The organism is Urbifossiella limnaea (genome assembly GCF_007747215.1).
Lineage (GTDB): Bacteria > Planctomycetota > Planctomycetia > Gemmatales > Gemmataceae > Urbifossiella > Urbifossiella limnaea.
The window spans coordinates 6,920,161-6,942,397 of record NZ_CP036273.1; the positions used below are offsets into that span (position 1 = coordinate 6,920,161).

The 22,237-nt window shown below is 73.7% G+C and carries 19 protein-coding genes and 1 pseudogene; 14 read left to right on the plus strand and 6 right to left on the minus strand.

What is annotated here, in order from left to right:
• Positions 1–54 precede the first annotated feature (54 nt).
• Entirely contained in the window at positions 55–867 is an 813-nt protein-coding gene (locus tag ETAA1_RS33165) for a hypothetical protein (RefSeq protein ID WP_238389522.1), read from the minus strand.
• Between ETAA1_RS33165 and ETAA1_RS33970 the strand changes: the two are divergent.
• The 3 genes and pseudogenes from ETAA1_RS33970 to ETAA1_RS28125 form a co-directional block, all read left to right on the plus strand.
• Positions 751–1,062: pseudogene (locus ETAA1_RS33970) on the plus strand (protein kinase domain-containing protein); the annotation flags it as partial. The gene ETAA1_RS33165 and the pseudogene ETAA1_RS33970 overlap by 117 nt on opposite strands.
• A 91-nt stretch (positions 1,063–1,153) precedes the next feature.
• The gene (locus ETAA1_RS33605) at positions 1,154–2,068 is read left to right on the plus strand and encodes a serine/threonine-protein kinase (protein ID WP_145243941.1); all 915 of its coding nucleotides are present in this window, start codon (positions 1,154–1,156) and stop codon (positions 2,066–2,068) included.
• Positions 2,069–2,677: 609 nt separating this feature from the next.
• Positions 2,678–3,154 carry a hypothetical protein gene (locus tag ETAA1_RS28125; RefSeq protein WP_202920470.1) on the plus strand — a complete coding sequence of 159 codons (477 nt, stop codon included), beginning with the start codon at positions 2,678–2,680 and terminating at the stop codon, positions 3,152–3,154.
• Between the two features lie 4 nt (positions 3,155–3,158).
• Here the strand turns inward: ETAA1_RS28125 and ETAA1_RS28130 are convergent, their stop codons facing one another.
• Complete coding sequence (locus tag ETAA1_RS28130) at positions 3,159–3,716, minus strand: sigma-70 family RNA polymerase sigma factor (RefSeq protein ID WP_145243943.1); 558 nt, start codon at positions 3,714–3,716, stop codon at positions 3,159–3,161.
• A gap of 224 nt (positions 3,717–3,940) precedes the next feature.
• Positions 3,941–7,045, minus strand: coding sequence for a S9 family peptidase (locus tag ETAA1_RS28135; RefSeq protein WP_145243944.1), 3,105 nt, complete (start codon positions 7,043–7,045; stop codon positions 3,941–3,943).
• Positions 7,046–7,385: 340 nt separating this feature from the next.
• On the opposite strand from ETAA1_RS28135, the gene ETAA1_RS28140 reads away from it, so the two are divergent.
• From ETAA1_RS28140 to ETAA1_RS28160, 5 genes are read left to right on the plus strand one after another with little or no spacing between them, the layout of a single operon-like run.
• On the plus strand, positions 7,386–8,936 hold the full coding sequence (locus ETAA1_RS28140) for an FAD-dependent oxidoreductase (RefSeq protein WP_145243945.1): 1,551 nt from the start codon (positions 7,386–7,388) through the stop codon (positions 8,934–8,936).
• A 14-nt stretch (positions 8,937–8,950) separates the two neighbouring features.
• The gene (gene asd / locus ETAA1_RS28145) at positions 8,951–9,832 is read left to right on the plus strand and encodes an archaetidylserine decarboxylase (RefSeq protein ID WP_202920471.1); all 882 of its coding nucleotides are present in this window, start codon (positions 8,951–8,953) and stop codon (positions 9,830–9,832) included.
• 34 nt (positions 9,833–9,866) lie between these two features.
• Entirely contained in the window at positions 9,867–11,360 is a 1,494-nt protein-coding gene (locus ETAA1_RS28150; protein WP_202920472.1) for an FAD-binding protein, read from the plus strand.
• Positions 11,357–13,405: an aminotransferase class III-fold pyridoxal phosphate-dependent enzyme gene (locus ETAA1_RS28155; protein ID WP_145243948.1), complete on the plus strand. Its 2,049-nt coding sequence runs from the start codon at positions 11,357–11,359 to the stop codon at positions 13,403–13,405. Before ETAA1_RS28150 ends, ETAA1_RS28155 begins: the two co-directional genes overlap by 4 nt.
• A complete protein-coding gene (locus ETAA1_RS28160) occupies positions 13,402–13,932 on the plus strand; it encodes a hypothetical protein (protein WP_202920473.1) in 531 nt (176 codons plus the stop codon). Before ETAA1_RS28155 ends, ETAA1_RS28160 begins: the two co-directional genes overlap by 4 nt.
• A 22-nt stretch (positions 13,933–13,954) precedes the next feature.
• Here ETAA1_RS28160 and ETAA1_RS28165 read toward each other — a convergent pair whose 3' ends face one another.
• On the minus strand, positions 13,955–14,773 hold the full coding sequence (locus ETAA1_RS28165) for a class I SAM-dependent methyltransferase (protein WP_145243949.1): 819 nt from the start codon (positions 14,771–14,773) through the stop codon (positions 13,955–13,957).
• A 176-nt stretch (positions 14,774–14,949) separates the two neighbouring features.
• On the opposite strand from ETAA1_RS28165, the gene ETAA1_RS28170 reads away from it, so the two are divergent.
• The 5 genes from ETAA1_RS28170 (at position 14,950) to ETAA1_RS28190 (ending at position 19,939) form a co-directional block, all read left to right on the plus strand.
• Positions 14,950–16,233 (plus strand): DUF5690 family protein, encoded by a 1,284-nt coding sequence (locus ETAA1_RS28170; protein ID WP_145243950.1) that lies wholly within the window; start codon positions 14,950–14,952, stop codon positions 16,231–16,233.
• Positions 16,233–17,303: a zinc-binding dehydrogenase gene (locus ETAA1_RS28175; RefSeq protein ID WP_145243951.1), complete on the plus strand. Its 1,071-nt coding sequence runs from the start codon at positions 16,233–16,235 to the stop codon at positions 17,301–17,303. The genes ETAA1_RS28170 and ETAA1_RS28175 overlap by 1 nt, the downstream gene beginning before the upstream one ends.
• Positions 17,304–17,498: 195 nt before the next feature.
• On the plus strand, positions 17,499–18,050 hold the full coding sequence (locus ETAA1_RS28180) for a phosphonate degradation HD-domain oxygenase (protein ID WP_145243952.1): 552 nt from the start codon (positions 17,499–17,501) through the stop codon (positions 18,048–18,050).
• On the plus strand, positions 18,047–19,189 hold the full coding sequence (locus ETAA1_RS28185) for a TIGR03364 family FAD-dependent oxidoreductase (RefSeq protein ID WP_145243953.1): 1,143 nt from the start codon (positions 18,047–18,049) through the stop codon (positions 19,187–19,189). The genes ETAA1_RS28180 and ETAA1_RS28185 overlap by 4 nt, the downstream gene beginning before the upstream one ends.
• Before the next feature lie 66 nt (positions 19,190–19,255).
• Positions 19,256–19,939: a phosphonatase-like hydrolase gene (locus ETAA1_RS28190; RefSeq protein ID WP_202920474.1), complete on the plus strand. Its 684-nt coding sequence runs from the start codon at positions 19,256–19,258 to the stop codon at positions 19,937–19,939.
• A gap of 126 nt (positions 19,940–20,065) precedes the next feature.
• Here the strand turns inward: ETAA1_RS28190 and ETAA1_RS28195 are convergent, their stop codons facing one another.
• Both ETAA1_RS28195 and ETAA1_RS32495 read right to left on the minus strand, forming a co-directional pair.
• Complete coding sequence (locus tag ETAA1_RS28195) at positions 20,066–21,148, minus strand: transposase (protein ID WP_145243954.1); 1,083 nt, start codon at positions 21,146–21,148, stop codon at positions 20,066–20,068.
• A 161-nt stretch (positions 21,149–21,309) separates the two neighbouring features.
• A complete protein-coding gene (locus tag ETAA1_RS32495) occupies positions 21,310–21,552 on the minus strand; it encodes a helix-hairpin-helix domain-containing protein (RefSeq protein ID WP_202920475.1) in 243 nt (80 codons plus the stop codon).
• A gap of 310 nt (positions 21,553–21,862) precedes the next feature.
• On the opposite strand from ETAA1_RS32495, the gene ETAA1_RS28205 reads away from it, so the two are divergent.
• Positions 21,863–22,177, plus strand: a complete 315-nt coding sequence (locus ETAA1_RS28205; protein WP_145243956.1) for a hypothetical protein — start codon at positions 21,863–21,865, stop codon at positions 22,175–22,177.
• The last annotated feature ends 60 nt before the right edge of the window (positions 22,178–22,237 follow it).

Here is a 22,237-nt window from a genome sequence, read left to right on the forward strand (position 1 = left end):
CGGAACCTGAGGTGCGACACGCCCCTGTCGAACGGCGTTGCCAATATTGGATGGTCAGACTTGCGGGTTGTGCAGACCGCTCAAGTGGCGCAATTCACCCAACCGATATTCCTGCTGTGATCCCACTGTTCGGGAGAGGGCCATGACACGGACGTGCCGGCTCGGGCTCGGCGTTGCGGTGCTCCTCGCGGCCTCTCCCACCGCGGCGAACGCCCAGCCGGGGCGTACCTGTCCGGGGCCGGGGCCACCCACGCCGGCATGGCCGGCGTCTCGACCGCGACGCCGATCGACGCCATCGGGGCGCTGTACTGGAACCCCGCCGCCATCGGCCGGCTCGGGCGGAACGAGACCTCGATCGGCGGGGCGTTCATCTACCCGGACATCTCGGTCACGTCGAGCCTCCCGGCCCCGCTCCAAGGCGGGTCCGTGTCCGGCCGCACCCGGAGCGACAACGGGTTCCCCCTCGTCCCGAGCCTGGGAGTCGTGTCCAAGCTGGACGACGAGAGCCCGCTCACGTTCGGCCTCGGCCTGCTCGCGCTCGGCGGCGGCGGGGTGAACTTCCCGGGCGACGCGGGGAACCCGGTCCTGGCCCCGACCGGCCCGTTCGGGCAGTTCGTCATCGGGCCGGTCTTCTCGAACATGCAGTTCCTGCAGTTGGCCCCGACCGTGTCGTACCAGGTGAGTGACGACCTGGGCGTCGTGTACCGCGCCCGCGACGGGCGCCTCGGTCGTGACGTGGCGCTCAAGCTGATCCACGCCGGGCGGTACGCCACCCCGGCCGAGCGGGCGCGGTTTCGGGTCGAGGCCGAGGCCGCCGCCCGGCTGTCCCACCCGGGCATCGTCCGCGTGTTCGAGGTCGGCGAGCACGACGGGCTGCCGTTCCTCGCGGCCGAGTACTGCGCCGGCGGCACCCTCGCCGACCGGCTAGCTACCGGGGCCCTCGCGCCCGCGGAGGCCGCCGCGGTGGTGGCCGCGCTCGCCGACGCCGTCCAGGCGGCCCACGACGGGCAGGTCCTTCATCGCGACCTGAAGCCGGGGAACGTCCTGTTCGACGCCGGCCGCCCGCGGGTGACCGACTTCGGCCTCGCCAAACTCCTCGACGGCCGGGCCGACCTGACCCGCAAGGGGGGTGCTCCTCGGGTCGCCGCCGTACATGGCCCCGGAGCAGGCGGCCGGGCGGCCCGACCTCGTCGGCCCGGCGACCGACGTGTACGCCCTCGGGGCGATCCTGTTCGAGGCGCTCACCGGCCGCCCGCCGTTCCTCGGCGACACCCCGCTCGATACCCTTCGTCAGGTGACCGACGACCCGTCGCCGCGGCCCCGCACCCTGACCCCGGCTGTCCCCGCCGACCTGGAGACGGTGTGCCTCCGCTGCCTGGAGAAGGAGCCCGCGCGGCGGTTCGCGGCGGCCCGGGACCTGGCCGCCGAGCTCGGCCGGTTCCTGCGCGGCGAGCCGGTGCGGTCGCGGCCCGTCGGGCCCGCCGGCCGGGCGTGGCGGTGGTGCCGCCGCTACCCGGCGGTCGCCGCGCTCGGGGGGCTGGTGGTCGCCGTGTCGGCCGTCGGGGCTGGGGTGTCGGCGCATTTCGCGGCCGAGGCCGGGGGGCGGGCCGAGGCACTCGCCGGGTCCGTCGGGCGGGCCGACGCGGCGGCGGCGGCGGCGGCGGGCCGGTCGCGCGACGACGCCAACGACCTGCGCGGGAAGGAGGCCGCCGCCCGCGCCGACGCCGAGCGGCGCGCCGGGCAGGAAGCCGCGGCCCGCGCCGACGCCGAGCGCGAGTCGCGACGCGCCGGGCGGGAGCTCGACCGGGCCGAAGACCTGCTCTATCTCCTGCGGGTGCGGGCCGCGCACGACGCCTGGCTCGCCGCCGCGAGGCGCTTGAGGCCGTCACCCTTGAGGTCGAAGCTTCGGACCCGCAACGTTTCCAGCCGCTCCATCCGCGCGAGGTGCTCGAACCCGGCGTCGGTGTTCTGGGATCCGTCCAGGTCGAGCACGCGGACGTTCGCCAGCCCGGCGAGGGGGCGGAAGTCGGTCGGCGTCTCGTGGTCGAGGTCGAGCGCCAGGGAGTAGAGTTTCGAGAGCCCGGCGAGGGGCCGAAGCCCGTCGCCGGGCGGCGGGGCGACGCGGAGCGTGCGGAGTTGCTTCAGCGTGCCGAGCTGTTGCATCGATCGCGGCGTGAGCCGGTCGCCGACCACGAGCGTGTGAAGGTTATCCTGCTCGGCGAGCCGGCCAAGCACCGCCGCCGTCACGCCGCCCTCGACGCCGAACACAGCGAACGGCACCGCCGGCCGCGGCAGCGGGGCGTCGCTGGTCGCCAGGCCCGGTCCGAAGAACGCCGGCAGCCCCTTGCGCCGGACCGACCACTCCGGGAGGAGCTGGTACGTGAAATCCGACGTTCCCCAGTCCAGGTCCGGGTCGTACCGGCCGTAGCTCCCCTTCCCGCGGAGGAAGTCGGTGACGGCGACCGGGTCGATACCGGCCGGGGGCTGCGCGCCGACCGACCCGACCCCGACGAGAAGAACGGCCACCCCGAACCCGATACGTGCGACCATGAGGCGTTCCCCGGTGAAGGGCCGACCGGCCCTCGGGATACCGGACCCGTCCGCCCGCGGATGATGCGCGCATCGTCCGCCGGCGGACGGCACCTATTCTGACAGACGCGAACCGGGAGCCCCGCCGATGCGCCCGTACTTCCCCCCGCCTCCGCCGCCGATCTACCGGCCGCCGCCGCCATACCACCCGCCGCCGCCGCCGTTCCGCCCGCCACCACCGCCGCCGCCACCGCCACCCCCGTTGCCGCCGGACGCCATCGTGGACGACCAGTCGCCAGGCCCGCCCCGGTGCTACTTCTGCGGCCGTAGGTTCCCCGAGGCGGACGTTCGGAAGACCGGCTACGCGGTCGGGCCGGGGCAGCAAATCCTCGTGCTCATCTGTCCGAGCTGCTACGCCCAGAAGCAGCGGGGTGAGGGGCGGTTCGCCCGGTCCGGGTGGGAGGGGTTCGCCGCGTGCCTGCCGTTACTCCTCTTCGGCGGCTTCGTGCTCTTCATCCTGTTCGTCGTCGTCCTCCCAAACATCCGGGAGCACCAGCAGCGGCAGGACGAGATGCGGCGGAGCCACGAGGAGTTCCGCCGGCAGAACGGCTTCGGCCCGCCGTGACCGCTCACTCGGGCGGCGGGGCGAGCACGCGGTTCAGCTCGACGAGCGCCCGGTGGAGCAGCCCGCCGACGGCGGCCGGGGTGCGGCCGAGTTCTTCAGCCACTTCCTTGACGGCGAACCCGCGCAGGTAGCGGAGCTCGACCGCCTCGCGCTGCGCGTCCGGCAGTGCGGCGAGGGCGGCGGCCAGCCCGAGCAGTTGCTCGTTCCGGTCAGCCCGGTCGTGGGGCGGGGTGCGGGCGTCGACCAGCCACGCCTCCAGCCGGGCCGACGACTCCTCGACCGCGCGGCCGAGCGGCCGCTCGCGACCCACGTCGCGCTTGTCCCGGTCGAATTCGCGGGCGGCGTTCGACAGCCGGTGGGCGAGGATGCCGCGGAGCCAGCCGGCGACCTCGCCGCTGGTCGTGCCGCGGAACGCGGCCCGGTCCCGGTGGGCGGCGAGGAGCGTCTGCTGCACCAGGTCGGACGGGTCGAACTTGGCCCGGAGCCGGACCGGGAGCTGGCAGAGGGCGAGGAGAACCAGGTCGTCGCGGTACCGGTGGAGGTCGTGAAGCGGGTCGCTCAGCGGGGCCGACCGAGTCGTGGATCAGGCGTCGCGCGGCAGTAACGCGAAAGACAGCATACCACGCGCCACGCCAGTAGCCTCATCCCCGAAGTTGGTCACGCCCCGTTGAGCCGGCGACCCTGGGCCGGGCCGGGCACAACCTTGGTGGGCGGCGGTACCGGGTTCTCGCCCGCGGAGCGCCGCCCGCCCGCCCGGCCGCCCGCCCGGCCGCCCGCCCGCCCGGGCTACTCCTTCGCCGGAGCGAGTAGCTGCCGGGCGCGCTCCCGCTCGCGGTCGCGGTCCGTGTAGGGCACGCCGGCCGTCATCCACTCCGGCGCGGTCCGGCCGCGCAGGTGGTGCTCGAAGAACTGGAACATCCGCACCGCGAAGTCGCGGGCGTTCGCCTTCTTCGCCAGGTTGTGCTTCTCGCCGTTGTAGTTCAGCAGGTAGCACTCCTTCCCGAGCCGGCGGAGCGCCAGGTAGTACTCCACGCCCTGGTACCACGGCACCGCGTCGTCCTGGTCGTTGTGGATCATCAGCAGCGGCGTCTCCACCCGGTCGGCCATGAAGACCGGCGAGTTCTCGATGTACCGCATCGGCGCCTTCCACAGCGTCTCGCCGATCCGGCTCTGCCCCTTCTCGTACTGGAACTGCCGCGGCATCCCGCTCCCCCAGCGGACGCCGTCGTAGGCGCTCACCATGTTCGACACCGGGGCGCCGGCGACCGCGGCGCGGAACCGGTTCGTCTGCGTCACCATGTACGCGATCTGGTAGCCGCCCCACGACTGGCCGTTGATGCCGATGGCCTTCTCGTCCACGCACCCCTGGTCCACCACGGCCTGGATCGCCGGGAGCACGCACTTGACCGCGCTCTGGCCGGGCGAGCCGACCTTGTAGGCGATGTCCGGCATCAACACGAGGTAGCCGTTGCTGGCGTAAAACGTCGGGTTGATGACCTGCCCGCGCGTGACGTTCGGCACCCGGAACGCGTGCAGCCCGTCCGACAGCCGCTCGTAGATGTACACCACCATCGGGTACTTCTTCGCCGGGTCGAAGTTCTCCGGCTTCACGAGCACGCCGCTCAGCGGCACGCCGTCGGAACTCTTGTACCGCACCAGCTCGGCGCGGCCCCAGTTGTAGTCGTGGACGGTCGGGTTGATGTCGGTCACGCGCTTCAGCTCGGCGAAGTCCGGGCCGGTGGCGTGGTAGTCGGGGAACTCGGTGAAGCTCTGCGCCGTGAGCAGGTACGTGTCGGCGGTCTTCGCCCGCGTGGGCGGGCCGTACTTGCGGGCGCCCATCAGCAGCTTCCGCGGGCTGCCGCCCGGGTCGAGGCGGTAGAAGCCGGTGTCGCGGGTGTCGAGGTTCTCGGCGGCCAGGAGCATCGGCCGCGCCAGGTCGATCCCCTTGCGGTCGTCCGGCTCCTCCTCGTCCACCGGCACGTTCAGCCGGCGGAAGCGAATTTGCTGCGCGCGGCCCGTCTTCGTCAGGTTCTCGGCGCCGCTGCCGTCGGCGGCGACCTTCCACACGTCGTACTTGTCGTGCAGCAGCACGAACCGGCCGTCGGTGCTCCACCCGGCGACGCCGTAGGGCGGCGGGTCGGCGGGGTGGTCGTCGTCCTCGTTGAAGAACTTCGCCGGCAGCGCGGCGGTGAGGTTGTGCGCCTTCCCGCCGGCGACGGCGACCGCGGACCAGTCCTTGCCGTGGTAGGTGAGGACGAACTTGCCGTCGGGCGACAGCGCCGCCGACCCGCCGTAGCCGGTGAGCAGCGGGCGGCGCTCGCCGGTCGTGACGTTCACCAGCGCGTAGTCCTTCGGCACCGGGTCGGCGTAGCCGGTGAGGTGGAGGTACTTGCGGTTGTCCGACCCGAGCGCCCAGTCGCCGACCGCCGGCGGGCCGACCTGGAGCGTCTCGTCGCCGAGCTGGCGGAACTGCTTGGTGTCGAGGAACACGACCGCGGTGTGCGTGCGGTTGCGGTCGGCGTCGCCGCGGACCTTCTGCATCGGCTGGATGTAGTTGTCCTTCCAGTGCCACAGGTCGAGCTCGACGCGGTCCGGCGCCGCGCCCGGCGTGGCGGTCTTCGGCGCCTCGGGCGTCGGCGTGCGCTGCGGGCCGGTGGCGAGGTAGAGGCGCGAGCCGTCGGCGGAGAACGACAGCGTGGTGCCGTTCATCACCCAGCCGGCCTTCAGCCCGTCGGGCTTGGGGCCGACCGCCAGCACCGCCGGCGCGGCGACCGCGTCCTTCGCCGGGCGCTCCCAGACGTAGGCGTGCAGCTGCGGCGGCACGGGCGCCGGCGTCCACCCGACCGGGCGCGGCGGCGGGGCGACCTTCGGGTCGGCGGTCGCGCCGGCGGCGTCGTGGAAGAACGCAAGCTTCGTCTGCTTCTCGTCCCACACCAGCCGGCTGTACTTCCCGGCGCCGCTCTTGAGGGGCACGCCGGCCGCGGGGGCGCGGGGGTCGAGGGCGTACACGCCGTTCGCCGCGTCCTTCCGCGAGGCGACCGCGTACACGAGCAGCTTCCCGTCCTTGCTGAGGACGTGCGCCGACACCTCGGGGACGACGTGCTCCCGCCCGGTGGCGAGGTCGCGGACCACGAGGTCGCTGCCGAACTGCGGCGCCTTCACCGCCGGCGCCGCGCCCGTGCCCGGCGTCGGGTTGGTGCCGAACTTCCCGCCCTTCTTGAAGCCGAACGGGCCGGACGGGATCGCGGGCGGCCCCTCGGCCTTGGCGTCCTCCTTCGCCTCCTTCTTGGCCGGGAGCTGGTAGACGAGGAACCCGGCGCCGTCGCCGGCGACGGTGAACGCCCCCTCGTAGGGGAGGCGGGCGGCGATCGTCCCGGCGGGGAGGTCCATCACGGCGAGGACCGCCCGGGGCGCCTCGGCCGCGTTCCCCTTCACCGCCTTCGCCTGCCCCAACTCGGCCTTCGTCGGCGGGAGCGCGAAGACGACGCGCGACGAGTCCGGGGCGAACCGCGGGCTGCCGCCGGCGCCGCCCACACCGGCCTTCGCTCCCTTCTGCCCCGGCGGGCCCGGCGGCGGCGCTTCGGGCTCGGCCTCGCCCTCCTTCGTCTCGGGACGCCCGCCGCGCGCCACCCGGATGTCCTTCGCGGTGGCGATGTGCCGCACGACGATCTCGCCGTCGCCGGTGCCGTCCGCGCCGCCGACGCTGTAGGCGACGTACCGCCCGTCGGGCGAGAGGGTGACGCCGGTCGCCGCCTTCCAGGCGTCGTAGTCGGCGTGGGTGAGTACTTTCTTCGCCGCCGGCTGGCCCGCGACGGGGGCGTTGGCGACGGCGAGTAGGCCGAGCAGGGCGGCGGTCGCCGCGAGCACGCGGCGGGGTCGGGCAGGGGTCACGAGTCGGCTCCCGAAGGTGCGGTGCGCGTGGGAGAGAGGGGGTTATTATTCGTCCCCCGACGCCATGAACCAGTCCGAAGTCGGGAGTCTTGTCGGGCGCGACCGCCGGCTGGATGGCTCCCCGTAGCGAACAGGTTACGACAGCGGCGAACTCCACCTCGGTAGCTGAATTGCCTCAAGCCGATGTCGCCCCAGAACGCAGTCGATGTCGGGTACTCTGTGGTCGTTCCGAGAAGCCCCGATGAAGTCCCCGCGAGGCCGCTTGAACGAGCCGGAATGCGGCGTACTGGAACGGTGAGTTCGCTCGCGAACTGCCCGTGTCCCGTCGGGGTCGCCGTCGATGGTCGCTGCCAACCGCCCGCCGCGTACGTCGCTCGCCGTCGTGCCGGGGGCGCCACCCGTCTCGCGCGACTGCGACGTACTCGTCATCGGGAGCGGGGCCGGAGGGGCCACGTTCGCCTACGCCTGCGCCCGGGCCGGGAAGTCGGTCGTGCTCGTCGAGCGCGGCCGCCCGGCCCCACCGGCCGACGCGGACGAGAAGGCCACGTTGATCGATAAGGCGCCCTACGACGACCGCACCGTCGAGGTGAACGGGGCGCTCAAGCGGCTGTACATGGGCGGCGTCCCGGGCGGCGGCACGGCCCTGTTCGGCGGGGCGCTGCTGCGGCCCAGCCGCGACGACTTTCACCCCGGCCGGCACTACGGCCACCGCCTCGGCCGCGAGGTGTGGGACTGGCCCGTCGGCTACGACGACCTGGCGCCCCACTACGCCGAGGCCGAGCGATTGTTTGGCGTCGCCGGGAGCGGCGACGAGGACTACGGCCCCCTGCCCCGACCGGCCGCGTACCCGCACGAGCCGCTGCCGCTCCACCCGGTCAACGAGCGGCTGATGACCGCCGCCCGCCGGCGTGGGCTGAAACCGTTCCGCCTGCCGCTGGCGATCGACCCGACGAAGTGCCTTCGCTGCGGCGCCTGTGCCGGGTACGTTTGCCCAACGGGCGCGCGCGGGTCGGCACTGCACCTGATCGACCGCGCGTCCGCCGACGGGCTGCCACTCCGCGTGCTGACGGGCGTGGAAGTCGAGGCGCTGGATCGCGACGGCGGCGGTCGCGTGACCGGTGTGCGGCTGCGCGACCGGGCGACCGGCCGCGAATCGGTGGTCCGCGCGCGTCGCTACGCCGTCGCGGCGGGGGCGATCCACTCGCCGGCGCTGCTGCTTCGCTCGGGGATGACGGGCGAGCACGTCGGCCGGCACTACATGCCGCACCTGTCGCCGATCACCGTCGGCCTGTTCCGCACGCCCACCGAGGCCGAGGACACGTTCGTAAAGCAGGTCGGCTTCACCGACTTCTACTTCGGCACCCGCAAGACGCCGCACAAGATGGGACTCGTGTCGTCGCTGCCGGTCCCCGGGCCGCACATGACGGCGAAGATGACGCCGCGGTTCCTGCCGCGCAAGCTCGTCCACTTCCTGCGCCGGCGGATGCTGCCGATGGCCGGGATCGTCGAGGACCTGCCCGACCCGGCCAACCGCGTGACGCTCGGCGCCGACGGCCGGCCGCGGCTGCGGCACCGCTTCGGCGCCTACGACCTGTACCGCGGCAAGCGGCTCGGGCGCGAGATGGCCCGCATCCTGAAGCAGGCCGGGGCGGTCGTCGCGGTGCGGAAGCTGTTCGCGTCCGACGAGCACGTCGCCCACCAGTGCGGCACGCTGCGGTTCGGCGCCGACCCGGCCCACGCCGTGCTCGACCGCGACTGCCGCGTGTTCGGCCACCCGAACGTGTTCGTCGTGGACGGCAGCTTCATGCCCACGTCGCTCGGCGTCGGCCCGGCGCTGACGATCGTCGCCAACGCGCTCCGCGTCGCCGGCGTCGCGGCGGCCGAACTGTGACCCCGGAGGCCGCGTTGAACCCGTCGCGCCGAGCGATCCGCCGCGAGCAGCGTCGCCAGGCGTGGGCCATCCACGGCGGGCCGGTCGGCTTCGGCGTGGCGCTGCTGGGCGTGGCGCTGGCCCGGCTGCCGCTGCCGTCGCGCCGGCTCCGCGAGCGGCTGTACCGCACGGCGTTCGGCAAGAAGTACCCGCCGGGGCTGAACGAGGCCGAGATGGACCGGCCGCTGGCCGAGTACCCGACGCTCAACGCCCTGTTCACCCGCGGCGTCCGCCCCGAGTGCCGCCCGATCCCCGCCGGCACGCCGCAATTCCTGTCCCCGTGCGACGGCACCGTGCAGGACGTGGGCCGCGTCGAGAAGGGGCGCATCCTCACGCTCAAGCGGATCGAGTACACGCTGGAGTCGCTCCTGCCCGGCACCGACACCGCGGCGTTCGAGGGCGGGCACTTCGCGGTCGTGTTCCTGTCGCCGATCGACTGCCACCGCGTGTTCGCCCCGCAGGACGGCGCGCTGCACGAGGCGACGCACGTCCCCGGCGCGCGGCTGCTCGTTCACCCGCCGTTCCAGCGGCCCGAGTTCCCGGTCTACACGCTCAACGAGCGCGTGATCTTCCGCTTCACGACGCCGCTCGGCCCGTGCGTGATGGCCATGGTGGCCGGCTGGGGCGTCGGGAACGTCACGCTCCCCGCGGCGCCCGACTTCCGCCCGCGGGCGCGGCGCGTCACCGCGACGGCGTGGTCGCCGCCGCTGCCGGTGCGCCGCGGCGAGTGGGTGGCGACGTTCGAACTCGGCTCGACCGTGGTGGTGGTCGTGCCGCCGGCCGACGGCGTGACGTGTGCGGTGTCCCCGAACGACAAGGTCCGGTATGGCGAGCCTCTGTTTACCTACCCCGGCTGAGGCCGCGGCGGGGCCGGGCGGCGCGGACGTCGTCGTGCCCGTCACGCCGCGGCCGACCGACGCGCAGCTCGACCGGGCACGCGCGGCGGACTTCGTCGCCGTCGTGAGCAGCTACCGCGCGCACCTGGACGACCAGGCCGCGGTCGCGGCCGAGCGGGACGTTCTCGACCGCCTGAAGGGGACGGCGGCGCGGGTGGTCGTGTTCCGCCCGGGCGTCGTACTCGGCTCCGCGGCGCTCCGACGGTTCGGCGCGTGCTACCCGCTGGTGCCGCGGCGACTGCGGGCCGGGTTCGTCAGCGAGGCCGAACTCTCCGCGGCGATCGAGCGCGAGCGGGCCGACGGCCCGCCCGGGCGGCGGCGGGCGGTCTCGGTCCTCGGCCCGAACCGGCCCTGGCGCGACGTGCTGGCCGAACACGCCCCGCGGGGAGTGCTGTCGGCGTGCGTCACGGCCGCGTGCCGGCTCCTGTCGTGGTTGCTGCTCGGGCAACTGGTCGCGCTCGCGCTGCGGCGCCGCAGCTTCGACACGCTCCGGCCGCGGTCGCTGCACGAGCTGCGGGCGCTGTGCCACCCGGCGAACGCGCGGCACGTCAAGGTCGTGGGCTACAACCACGGCGTCAACCACTTCGGCCACCACTACCCGGCGCGCACGGTCGTCAGCACGGTGCGCCTGAACCGCGTCCGCAAGAGCGCCGCCGACCGCATCCGGGCCGACGCCGGCGCCACCGTCCGCCAGGCGCTCGACGCGCTCGCCGCCACCGACCAGACGCTCTACGTCGTGCCGAACTTCTCCTACGTCTGCCTCGGCACCGCGTACTACGTGCCGATCCACGGCTCGGCCGCGGACTTCTCCTGCCTCGCCGAGACGATTACGAAGGTGCTCCTGTACGACCCCGCCGCGGACCGCCTCGTCGCGGCGGCGAGCGACGAGCCGGCGTTCGGCGAGCACGTCTACAACCTCCGCTCCGGCGCCGTGCTGCTACGGCTCGAGGTGCGGGTGAAGCCGCGCTCGCGGTACTTCATGAACCGCGAGGAGCTGACGACGCCGGACGCCGCGACGATCCTGGCCGCACTCACCGACCCGAAGCCGACGAACGTCGAGGTCCGCAAGCCCAACGCGGCCGGGGAGACGGCCACGGTCGCGCGCTTCTACTCCGACGCGGGCGGGGCGCAGGCGCCGGTGCTGGAACTGCCGCGAGACGCGATCGGCCGGCTGTGGGACCGGCTGGAGGAGAACCCGGTCACGGCGTACCTGATGCACACCCTCACGCGGAAGCTCGCGTGGCACGTCGAGCTGTTCTTCACGGCCGACGAGTTCGCCCGGTTCTGGGCCGACCACCGGGCGCTGCCGCTGAAGAAGATTCAGCTGCGGTTCATCCGCCGCGACGGGTTCCCGCACTCGCCGTTCCGCGACCACGACTGCGTCTCGGCCGACATGTTCATGCTCCGCCGCAGCCGCGCCGCGTTCGAGGAGTACCTGGCGCGCGCGTTCGCGGTCGTCCGTTCCAACCCCGGCAAGCACAGCACATGACCCCCCCCCCGCCGCTCGCCGACACCCTCGACCAGATGCTCCGCGGGCAGCTGCCGAACCTGCTGCGCCTGTACCTGAACCCGTTCGTGGCGCAGACGTGCCTGTGCCTCGGCCGCTACGCCGAGACGACGTGGGCGCCGCCCGCCGACGGCCGCGGCCACCAGACGTTCCTGGCGAACTCGTTCGACGAGGCGCTGAGCGGCGCCATCAAGCTCGCCCGCTACGACGGCAGCGGCACCCGCCCCGCGACCGGCCTGGTGATCGACCCCGCCGGCCGCCTCGGCCCGTTCGCGTCGGCCCCGGCGGCGGGCGGCGGCACGGCCGTGTTCGTCCCCGGGCTCGTGACGGACGAGTCGCCGGTCGGGTTCGTCGTGCTCGTCCCGAAGCCCGACGGTAGCCTCGGCGAATTGACCGCGCTGGCCCGGCGGGCCATCAAGGCCCACGCCCCGCTCGTCATCACCTGCGTGAATCGTGACAGCCTCGCCGCCGTGCGCCGCTCCGCGCCGGGCGGGCTCCGCGACGTGCCGCCGGACGTGGTTGTCTTCGACGAGTCGTTCGTGAACCGCGCCGTGCCGTTCGCCGCGTTCACCGCGCGGAAGTCGCTGTACGACCACTGGAACCGGCGCGGTAAGGCGACGTTCCACTCCACGACGTACCAGCCGAACACGGTCTCGACGCTCCACTTCCTCAACTGCCTGAAGGCCGCCGACCCGGCGTTCTGGGCGGCGGTCGAGCCGGAGTTGGCGCAGCTGCGCGACGACCTGAAAGCACGCGGCCGCGCGTTCCGCCGGCTGTACAGCCCGTCGCTCGGGAAGACGATCCGCGCCGCCGGCTTCGACGTGCCCGGCGTCCGCGCCGCCGGTGACTTCGTCCACGTAGGCGGGCGGCGGGTGTTCGACGCCGTGAGCGGCGTGGCGTGCAGCATCCGCGGCCACAACCCCCCGGGCTACACGGCCGAGCTGGCGGCGCTGCCGGGCGCCGACGCGGGCGCCGCCGAACTCGCCGAGCGGCTGCGCGCGAAGACGGGGCTGGGTCACGTCCTGCCGGCGGTCAGCGGCGCGTCGGCGATCGAGAACGCGCTGAAGCTCGCGCTCGTGGCGCAACACCCGCGGCGGCACGTCCTGGCGCTGAAGTCGGGCTACGGCGGCAAGACACTGCTGGCGCTCGCCGGCACCTGGGGCGTGAAGTACAAGGAGCGCATCGACCCGCTCTACCCGGACGTGCTCTACGCCGACCCGTTCGCCCCCGACGCGGTCCCGCAGCTCGAACGGCTGCTGGCGGAGCACCCGGTCGCCGTCGTGCAGACGGAACTGGTGCAGGCCGTCGGCGGCGTCCGCCCGGTGCCCGAGGCGGTGCTGCGGTTCCTGGCCGACAGCCGCGCGCGGTTCGGCCACCTGCTGCTGATCGACGAGGTGCAGACCGGCATGTTCCGCACTGGCCCGTTCACCCGGTCCGCGGCGCTCGGCCTGGCGCCGGACCTCCTCGTGCTCGGCAAGGGCACGTCGGACATGATGGTGCCGGTCGCGCTAACCCTGTGCTCGGACGCGGTCGCGCGGGCGGGCGGCGACCTGCCCGCCGAGTTCCGCCGGCGCTACGGCTGCGACGCCGGCTACCGCACGGTACTGAACGTCCTACGCCGGGCCGACGAGCTGCGATTCGCCGAGCGCGCGAGCGAATCCGGCGAGCTGTTCGCCCGGCTGCTTCGCGACGGGCTCGCCGGCTGCCCGGGGGTGCGCGACGTGCGGGCGTTCGGCCTCCTCGTCGGCGTCGAACTCGACGCGCGGCGCGGCCTGCGGCGGTGGATGCGTAAGCAGCTGTACTCGCTCTACCTGCTGGCGATGCTGCGGCACCCACGATTCCCGGTACTGGCCGGGTTCTGCCAGTACGAGCCGAACGTGCTGAAATTGACGCCGTCGCTGACCGCGGCCCCGGACGACCTGCGGGCGGCGGCGGCGACGGTAGTAGAGGTGCTGCGGCGGCCGTTCCCGCGCGTGCTGGCGGGGGCGCTCGGCACCCTGGCGACCGCGACCCTGCGGAGGCGATGACCTTGAGCACCACGGCCGACCCCGCCGACCCGCCGCTGAGCCTGGCGCGCGTGGACTTCGCCGACCTGTATGCCCGGCACCTGTGCCGGCACTCGCAGTTTGGCATCAACGTGAACCACCTCGCCGCCCTGTTCGGCGTGTGGTTCGGCGTTTACGCGATGCTGTACTGGTTGGTGCCCGTGGTGTGGGTGCCGGTCGGGCTGGCGGCCGCGTACTGGCTGGCGGTCGTGCCGAACCTGCCGGCCCGGGTGAGCGCGGCGCTGGCGGCCTACCTCGCGGGGTTCGTCGCCGCGGTCGTGTACGCGCCGCCGCTGCCGGCGTGGGCCGTGTGGGTGTACCCGCTGCTGGTCCCGCTGTGCTACAAGCTCCAGGCGTGGGGCCACAAGGTGTTCACGACCGCCGCCGACATGACCGACTTCAACCGCCGCTACCCCAAGGGGCGGCCGCTGTTCTGGGTGCTGCTCTTCTACGAGGTGCCGTTCCTGCTGAACTACCTGCTGCTCGACCGCCGGCGGTGGGCGGCGTGATGCCGCCCCCGCCGACTGGCGCTCACCCTTCGGCCTTCTCGGCGAGGGCGATCACGACGTTGTGGTGGTCGGACATCGGGAACACGAGCTTGTTCAGCAGCCACCGGGTAAGGCGGCCGGCCTTGTGGAGCCCGGCCGCCTCGATGAACGGGGTGAGCCAGCCGCCGCGGTAGGCGAACTCCATGAACCGGTCGAAGTCGGGGAACTCGACCTTCGGCTCGAACACCTCGCACGCCCGCACGGCGAAGCCGTTCGCCTCCAGCGTGCGCACCACCTCGTCGCGGCCGGCCGGGTTGCACACCACCTCGTCGGCGCTCGCCGCCGCCGTGCCGCCGAGCCACCGCACCAGCTTCGCGTCGGCCTTCTGCTGCAGCGCCGGGAAGCCGGCCATCGTGCCGCCGACGAACGACCAGCAGCCGCCGTCGTCGAGCCGGGCATGAATCAGCGGGGCCAGCACGTTCATCGGCACGAAGCCGGTGACGAAGTGCGTGCAGACGAGGTCGAAGGACTGGCCCGGGAAGTGGGCGTCGAGGTGGGCGGCCGAGTCCACGGCGGCGGTGAGGCCGGGCACCCGGGCGCGCGCCCGGTCGATCATCTTCTCCGACACGTCCACGCCGAACGGCGCGACGCGGTCGCCGAGCGCGGCGGCGACGCGGCTGAGGAACAGGCCGGTGCCGATGCCCAGGTCGAGGACGCGGAACGGGTCGGCGTCGTCGGGCGCCCACGCCCGCAACTGGGCCATCGCCCGGTCGAGCGAGCCGCCGGTCACGCCCTGGGGGTCGAAGTCGTAGTACTCGGCGACGACCTCGTCGTACTGCCGTCGGATGGCTGTGGTGTTCACGTCGTGGCTCTCTGGTCGGGACAGCGGGTCGCCGCACCGGGCGGCGTGTAGCTACTCAATGAGCCCCGGGTGGCGTTCGCGGGAAGGGAGTGTGAAGACTCTCGGAAGACGCGTCCGCGGCGCGGGCATTCCCTAAACCGTCGGGGGGAACCCGCACCCGCGAGGAACCGACCGCGATGGGCGAGCCGGTCCGCCAGTCCGACCGACCCGCGGCGCGGGCCGCGGCCGCGTGGTGCGTCGCGGCCGCGTTCGGGACGTACTTCTGCGTCTACGCCGTCCGCAAGCCGTTCACCGCCGGCGCGTTCGCCGACGACCCCTTCTGGGGCGCCGGCTACAAGTCGGCCCTCGTCGTCGCCCAGGTGCTCGGGTACACGGCGTCCAAGTTCCTCGGCATCAAGGTGGTGTCCGAAGTGTCGCCGGCGCGGCGGGCCGGGCTGATCCTCGCCCTCGTCGGCGTGGCCGAGCTGGCGCTATTTCTGTTCGCGGTTACGCCGGCGCCGTGGAACGTGGCGTGGCTGTTCGTCAACGGCCTGCCGCTGGGCATGATCTTCGGGCTGGTCCTCGGCGTGCTCGAGGGCCGCCGGCAGTCGGAGGCGCTGGCGGCCGGGCTGTGCGCCAGCTTCGTCGTGGCCGACGGGGCGGCGAAGTCGGCGGGGGCGTACCTGCTGAAGGCGGGCGTGAGCGAGGCGTGGATGCCGGCCGCCGCGGGGCTGCTGTTCGCGCCGGCGTTGCTGCTGTTCGTGGGGATGCTCGCCCGCGTGCCGCCGCCCGCGCAGTCCGACGTGGCCCTGCGCAGCGAGCGCGCCCCGATGACCGCCGCCGACCGCCGCGCGTTCGGCCGCCGCTACGCGGCCGGGCTGCTGCTCCTCGGCGGGGCGTACCTGTTGGTGACGGTGCTACGGAGCGTGCGGGCCGACTTCGCGCCCGAGGTGTGGGCCGGACTCGGGGTGACGGGGCAGCCGGGGGTGTTCACGTACTCCGAGATGGCGGTCGCGGCGTGCGTGCTGGTGCTGAGCGGCGCCGCGGTGCTGATCCGCGACAACCGCCGGGCCTTCACCTACGCGATGGGCACGGCCGCGGCCGGGGCGGTGCTGCTGGCGGCGGCGCTGGTCGGGCTGCGGGCGGGCGTCCTGTCGCCGCTCGCGTTCATGGTCCTCCACGGCGTCGGGCTGTACCTGCCCTACATCGCCGTCCACACCACCGTGTTCGAGCGGCTCATCGCCATGACCCGCGACCGCGGCACGGTCGGCTACCTGATGACGCTCGTGGACGCCTTCGGGTACCTCGGCTACGTCGCGGTGCTGCTCGCGCGCTCGGCCGGCGGCGGCGGGCCGGACTTTCTGGCGTTCTTCGTGCCGCTGTCGTGGGTGATCGCCGCCGCGACGCTGGCGCTGCTCCTTCCCGCGTGGTACTACTTCCTGTCGCACCCGGCCGCCCGGCCGGCCGCGGGGGAGGCGTGATGGCGAGCGTCGTTCTGTTCCACGGTGCGGGCCGGCCGCTCGAACTCGTGACCGAACCGACGCCCGAGCCGCGGGCCGGCGAGTTGCTGGTCCGCGTGTCGTGCTGCACCCTGTGCCGCAGCGACCTGCACACCCACGCCGGCCGGCGGACCGAACCCACGCCCGCCGTGCTCGGGCACGAGGTCGTCGGCCGCATCGGAGCGTTCGGGCCGGGGGCGACGCCGACCGATTACCGCGGCACGCCGGCGACGGTGGGCACGCGGGTGACGTGGGCCGTGGCCGTCGGCTGCGGGGCGTGCTTCTTCTGCGCCGACGGGCTGCCGCAGAAGTGCGAGACGCCATTCAAGTACGGCCACCGCCGCGCCGAACCGGGCCGCCCCGCCGGCGGGCTGGCCGAGTTCGTGCTGCTCGTCCCAGGCACGGCGTGGTTCGTCGTGCCGGACGCGATTCCGGACCGCGTCGCGGCGCCGGCGAACTGCGCGACCGCGACCGCTGCTGCGGTGTTGCGGGCCGCCGGCTCGGTCGCGGGGCGGACGGTGCTGGTGTTCGGCGCCGGCGTTCTCGGCGTGACGGCGTGCGCCCTGGCCCGCGCCGCGGGCGCCGCCGCGGTCGTCGCCGCCGACCCGCACCCGGCGAACCGCAACCGCGCGGCGTTGTTCGGGGCCACGCACGCGGTCGCGCCCGGCGAGGACACTCGCGCCGCGGTCCTCGCCGCGACCGCCGGCCGCGGCGCCGACGTGGTGCTCGAACTCGCTGGCACGGCCGACGCGGTCGCCGCGGCGCTGGCGCTGGCGCGCGTGGGCGGCACGGTGATCCTCGCCGGAACCGTGGCCCCGGTCGGGGCGGTGCCGCTGAACCCGGAGGCGGTCGTGCGGCGGATGCTCACGGTGCGTGGCGTCCACAACTACCACCCCGCCGACCTCGCCGCGGCGCTCGACTTCCTCGCCGGGCCGGGGGCGGCGTACCCGTTCGCGGAGCTGGTCGGCGCCGCGTACCCGCTGGCCGACGCCGAGCAGGCCTTTGCCGACGCCCACGCCCGGCCCGGGGTGCGGACCGCGGTCGTGCCGTGAGCGGAACGGCGTCGCTCGGGCGAGGTTCATTGTGTGTACGGCTCCCCCCCGGGGGGTCGTGACACGCATTGAGCCCGTGCCACAAATGAATATTGGAGCGATGCTGCGGCGAGCCGCCGACGTAAACCGTCTGGTGGATCGTGGTTGAATCGCCGCCCCGATATTCGCTGCGTATCCTGACCGCCGGAGGCTCCTGTGCCGCTCGTCGACGCCGTGTTCCGCCTGTTCGCCGAGCGCGGGAGCGGGCTGTACTTCGGTGAGGCGGTGACCGAAACCGAGCACGCCCTCCAGACGGCGCACCTCGCCGAAGCCGCGGACGCCGCCCCGCCGCTCGTCGCCGCCGCGCTGCTGCACGACGTGGGGCACCTCCTTCACACCCTCGGCGAGGACGTGGCCGAGCGCGGCATCGACGGCCGGCACGAAGACATCGGCGCGGCGTGGCTCGCCAAGCACTTCGGCCCCGCCGTCGCCGACCCGGTCCGCCTCCACGTCGCCGCCAAGCGCTACCTGTGCGCCGCCGAGTCCGATTACCTCGGCGGCCTCTCCCCGGCGTCGCGGCGGAGTCTGGAACTCCAGGGGGGGCCGTTCACGTCGGACGAGCAGGCCGCGTTCCGCGCCGAGCCGCACTGGCAGGCGGCGCTGGCGCTGCGGCGGTGGGACGACGCCGCGAAGGTGCCGGGGCTCGCGGTCCCGGGCGTCGAGCACTACCGGCCACACCTGGAAGCGGCGCTGAAGGGGACGGCATGAGCGCGGGGTACGACGCGGTGGTGGTCGGGGCCGGGGTGCTGGGGCTGGCCCACGCCTACCACCTGGCCCGCCGCGGGCTGCGGGTCGCGGTGGTCGAGCGGCACCCGGCCGCGCGCGGGGCTTCGGTGCGGAACTTCGGCATGCTGTGGCCCGTCGGCCAGCCGGCCGGCGAGCGGTACGAGTTGGCCCGCCGCAGCCTTGACGTGTGGCGCGACGTGCTCCCCGACGCCGGCCTGTGGCACGACCCCTGCGGCTCGCTCCACGTCGCCCGCCACGCCGACGAGGAGCAGGTGCTCCGCGAGTTCGCGGCCGTCGGCGACCGGCCGTGCGAGGTGCTAAACGCCGCGGAGGTCGTGCGCCGCTTCCCCGCCGTCCGCACGGACGGCCTCCGCGCCGGGCTGTTCAGCTCGACGGAGACGTGCGTGGACCCGCGACAGGTGATCGCCGAACTTCCGGCGTACCTGGCGCGGCGGCACGGCGTCGCGTTCCACTTCGGCACCACGGTCCTCGGCTACGAAGCCGGCCGTGTCGCCACCACAGGCGGGAGCGTCGCCGCGAATCGACTGGTGATCTGCACCGGCGAAGACTTCCGCGACCTGGCGCCGCAGGCGTTCGCGGAGTCGGGCCTGGTTCGCTGCAAGCTCCAGATGATGCGCTCGGCGCCGCGGCGCGAGCGGCTCGGCACCATGCTCGCCGGTGGGCTGACGCTGCGGCACTACGGCGGCTTCGCGGCGTGCCCGACGCTCCCGGCCGTGGCCGCGCGGTTCGACGCCGAGCTGCCGGAGTACGGGCGGCACGGCATTCACGTCATGGCGTCGCAGAACGAGGCCGGCGAGGTCGTGATCGGCGACTCGCACCACTACGGCGACGCCGTCAGCCCGTTCGACGACCCGCGGGTGGACGACCTGATCCTCGACTACCTCCGCGGCTTCCTGAACCTGCCGGGCCTGACGATCGCGGCCCGCTGGCACGGGGTGTACGCCAAGCACCCGACGGCGGCGTGGGTGGCGGCCCGGCCGGCGCCGGGCGTGCTCGCGGTGACGGGCGTCGGCGGGGCCGGCATGACGCTGTCGTTCGGCCTCGCCGAGCGGACGGTGACCGAATTCCTGGGGGACTCGGGAATGACGAATGACGAATGACGAAGGGGTCCGATCGGGTTCGTCATTCGTCATTCGTCATTCGTCATTCCCCGAACGGAGGCAGACGTGATCGAGCTGGTCGTGTTCGACATGGCGGGGACGACGGTGTTCGACGGCGACGCGGTGAACGCCTCGTTCCGCGCCGCACTGGCGGTGCACGGCGTCACGGCCGACCCGGCGGTGATCGACCGCGTCATGGGCTACCACAAGCCCGAGGCCATCCGCGTGATCCTGGAGACGGTCGGCCGGCCGGCGGGGCCGGCGGAGGTGGACGCGGTGCATACCGCCTTCGTGGCGCGGATGTGCGACTACTACGCCACCGACCCCGCGGTGCGCGAGATCCCCGGCGCGGCGGCGGCGTTCGCGCGGCTCCGCGCCGCGGGCGTGAAGGTGGCGCTCGACACCGGCTTCGGCCGCCGCATCGCCGACGCCGTGCTGGCGCGCCTCGGCTGGACCGTGCCCGGCACGGTGGACGCGACAATCACCAGCGACGAGGTGGAGCGCGGCCGGCCGCACCCGGACATGATCCGCGCGCTGATGGCGCGGCTGGGCGTGACCGACCCGACGGCGGTGGCGAAGGTCGGCGACACCGCGGTGGACCTGGAGGAGGGGACGAACACCGGCTGCGGGCTCGTGGTGGGCGTGACGACGGGGGCGTACACCCGCGAGCAACTGGCGGCGCGGCCGCACACGCACCTGCTGGCGTCCGTCGCCGACGTGCCGGCGCTGGTGCTCGGCGGGCGGCACTGACCCGCCGGCTGAGCGGGGTGGGTGCGTGGGGTTGGTTTTCATCGTGCGGGGTTCGCCCCCTCACCCCGCGTGCTCCGCCGCGCCCCTCTCCCCCGAGGGGCTGGCGGCCCGACACTTATATTCGACCTACTCGGGGTACAGGTACAACCGGCGGAGCCGGAGGCGGTCGTACAAGGCGTGGGCGACGGCGTGCCGGAGCCACTGCAACCCGACCTGGACGATGCTCAGCCGCCGCCGTTGGTGTGGGTCGACCGCCCGCCTCCGTCCGGCCTTCGTCGCCGCGCCCCCCCGGCTCACCGCCAGCACCACCGCGAGCGCCAGCAGGACCAGCAGCCGGGCCGCGTGGGCCGGGCGGTCCACCCGGCTGGCCCCCCACCCCAGCGCCCCGCCCTTGTCGTCCCGGAACGACTCCTCCACCCACATCCGCTTCGCGTACGCCCGGGCGTGCCGGAGGCTCCCCGGCTCGTCCGCCAGCAGCACCCACGGCTCCTTCATCCCCCGCTCCCACGTCGCCACCACCCCGGCCCCCCGCCACCCGGCCTTGCGGAACGCCGCCGCCGCCCCGACCCACCGGGTCCCGACCCGGGGGGCCAACTCCCGGGCCGCCCGCTCGGTCCCGTCCGGGAACCGGATCACCGTCTGGCCCAGCAGCCGGAGGACGTAGTGCCACCCGCTCTCGGTGCAGAAGTCGACCAGGGTCGGCCAGGCCAGCCCGCGGTCGGCCAGCAGGACCACCCGGCACGGGCGCGGCAGGCACCCCCGGACCTGGCGGAGCAGCCCGCGGACCAGGAGGGGCATCGGCCGGGGCGCGGCGCCGGTCCGGTACACCTCCGCGGCCAGGGGGAGCGCCCGCCCGGCGTGGGCGACCCGGACGCACATGGCCCGGAGGTCGTTGGCCCGGGGGGTCTCGTCGAGGACCAGCAGGACCGTCCGCCCGGCCCAGTGGGCCAGCAGCGCCCGGCCCAGGTCCCGTTGGGCCACCCGGGGCCGGAGCCGGGGGTTGGCGAGCGCCCGCTCGAACCGCCGGCGGGTGCTCGCCGGTGCGGCGTTGGTCGGGAGCCGGGGGGCGACCCAGCCGGCCCGGCAGTCGCCGGCCAGGGCGACGGCGAGGCTGAGGTCGGCCAGGGTGTTGGCCTGGTGCCCGTGCAACCCGGGCAGGAGGTCACGGACGGTCCCCCTCCAGTCGTGTACGATGGACGACGCACTCATGGGCTCCTCCCGTAACGGCGTGTGACAACGTCACGTTACGGCAGAATCCCGGGGCCCATGAGTGTCTCACCTGGGACGCGCCGAATAACTGTCGGGTCGCCAGCCCCGGGGGGTCGAGGCACGCATTGAGTCAAATACACAAAATAATGCTAGATAGTCTTTCAGGCCGCAAGTTGTTCTGCGGCCAGGCCCGCGATGGTGTCGGCCAGACTTCGACCGATGCCGGGGAGCCGCGCGAGCGCCTTCGGGCCGGCGGCGGCGACCAGCTCGGCCACCGGGTTCGGGAGCGCCAGCACGGCCATCGCCGCCTGCCGAAACGCCCGGACGCGATAAAGGTTGTCACCGGCGCGGGCCAGGTCGGCGGCGCGGGTGCGGAGCTCGCGGGCGATTTCGGCGTTGGTCACGGCGCGGCCTCCGGGTGGTGGAAGGAATACCACCATAGTATACGCACGGACACAAGCTCGGTAGCGGAACGTGACCGCGGCGCAGCCGCGGGCTACGATACCGAGGCCGCCCCCACCGAGGCGGCGACCGCGGCCGAACCCGGCCGCACCACGCATGGCACACGACCGCGTTCCACACGGTTTCGACGTTCCGGGGTGGGCATCCCCGGAGGAGGTCACGCTCCGGGACATCGTGCGGCTTCTGGGTCTGATGCCCGGGGTCGCAGTGGAGAGGGTCCATGGCCGCTCTCAGGACTGCACGTGGCTGGACTTGACCGTCCGCTCCCCGTGGTCGCTCGTCCGGCTGGCGAACCTGACCAGCGCGGCGAACGTGGGGCTCCAGGTGGGCTACAACTGGTACCGGCACGGAAAGCACGAGTTCGGGCCGGACGACCTGGGGCTCGTCGTCTACCGCCTGGAAGTGCCGGGCGCCCGCGAACCGGGGCCGGACAGCGAGCCGGGACCGGACGGCTCCACCACGCTGCAAATCGTCGGCATCTGTCTGGTCGATTATTTGCGCGAGAAGGAACTGTTGGTGGACGCGGAGGCCGAGCGGCTGAACGATGCGTTCAACAACCGCGGGTAGGCCGGCCGCCGCCCGGGGTTCGGATTTCGCGCGACTCGCCCGCCCCCGGCCGGACAGTGT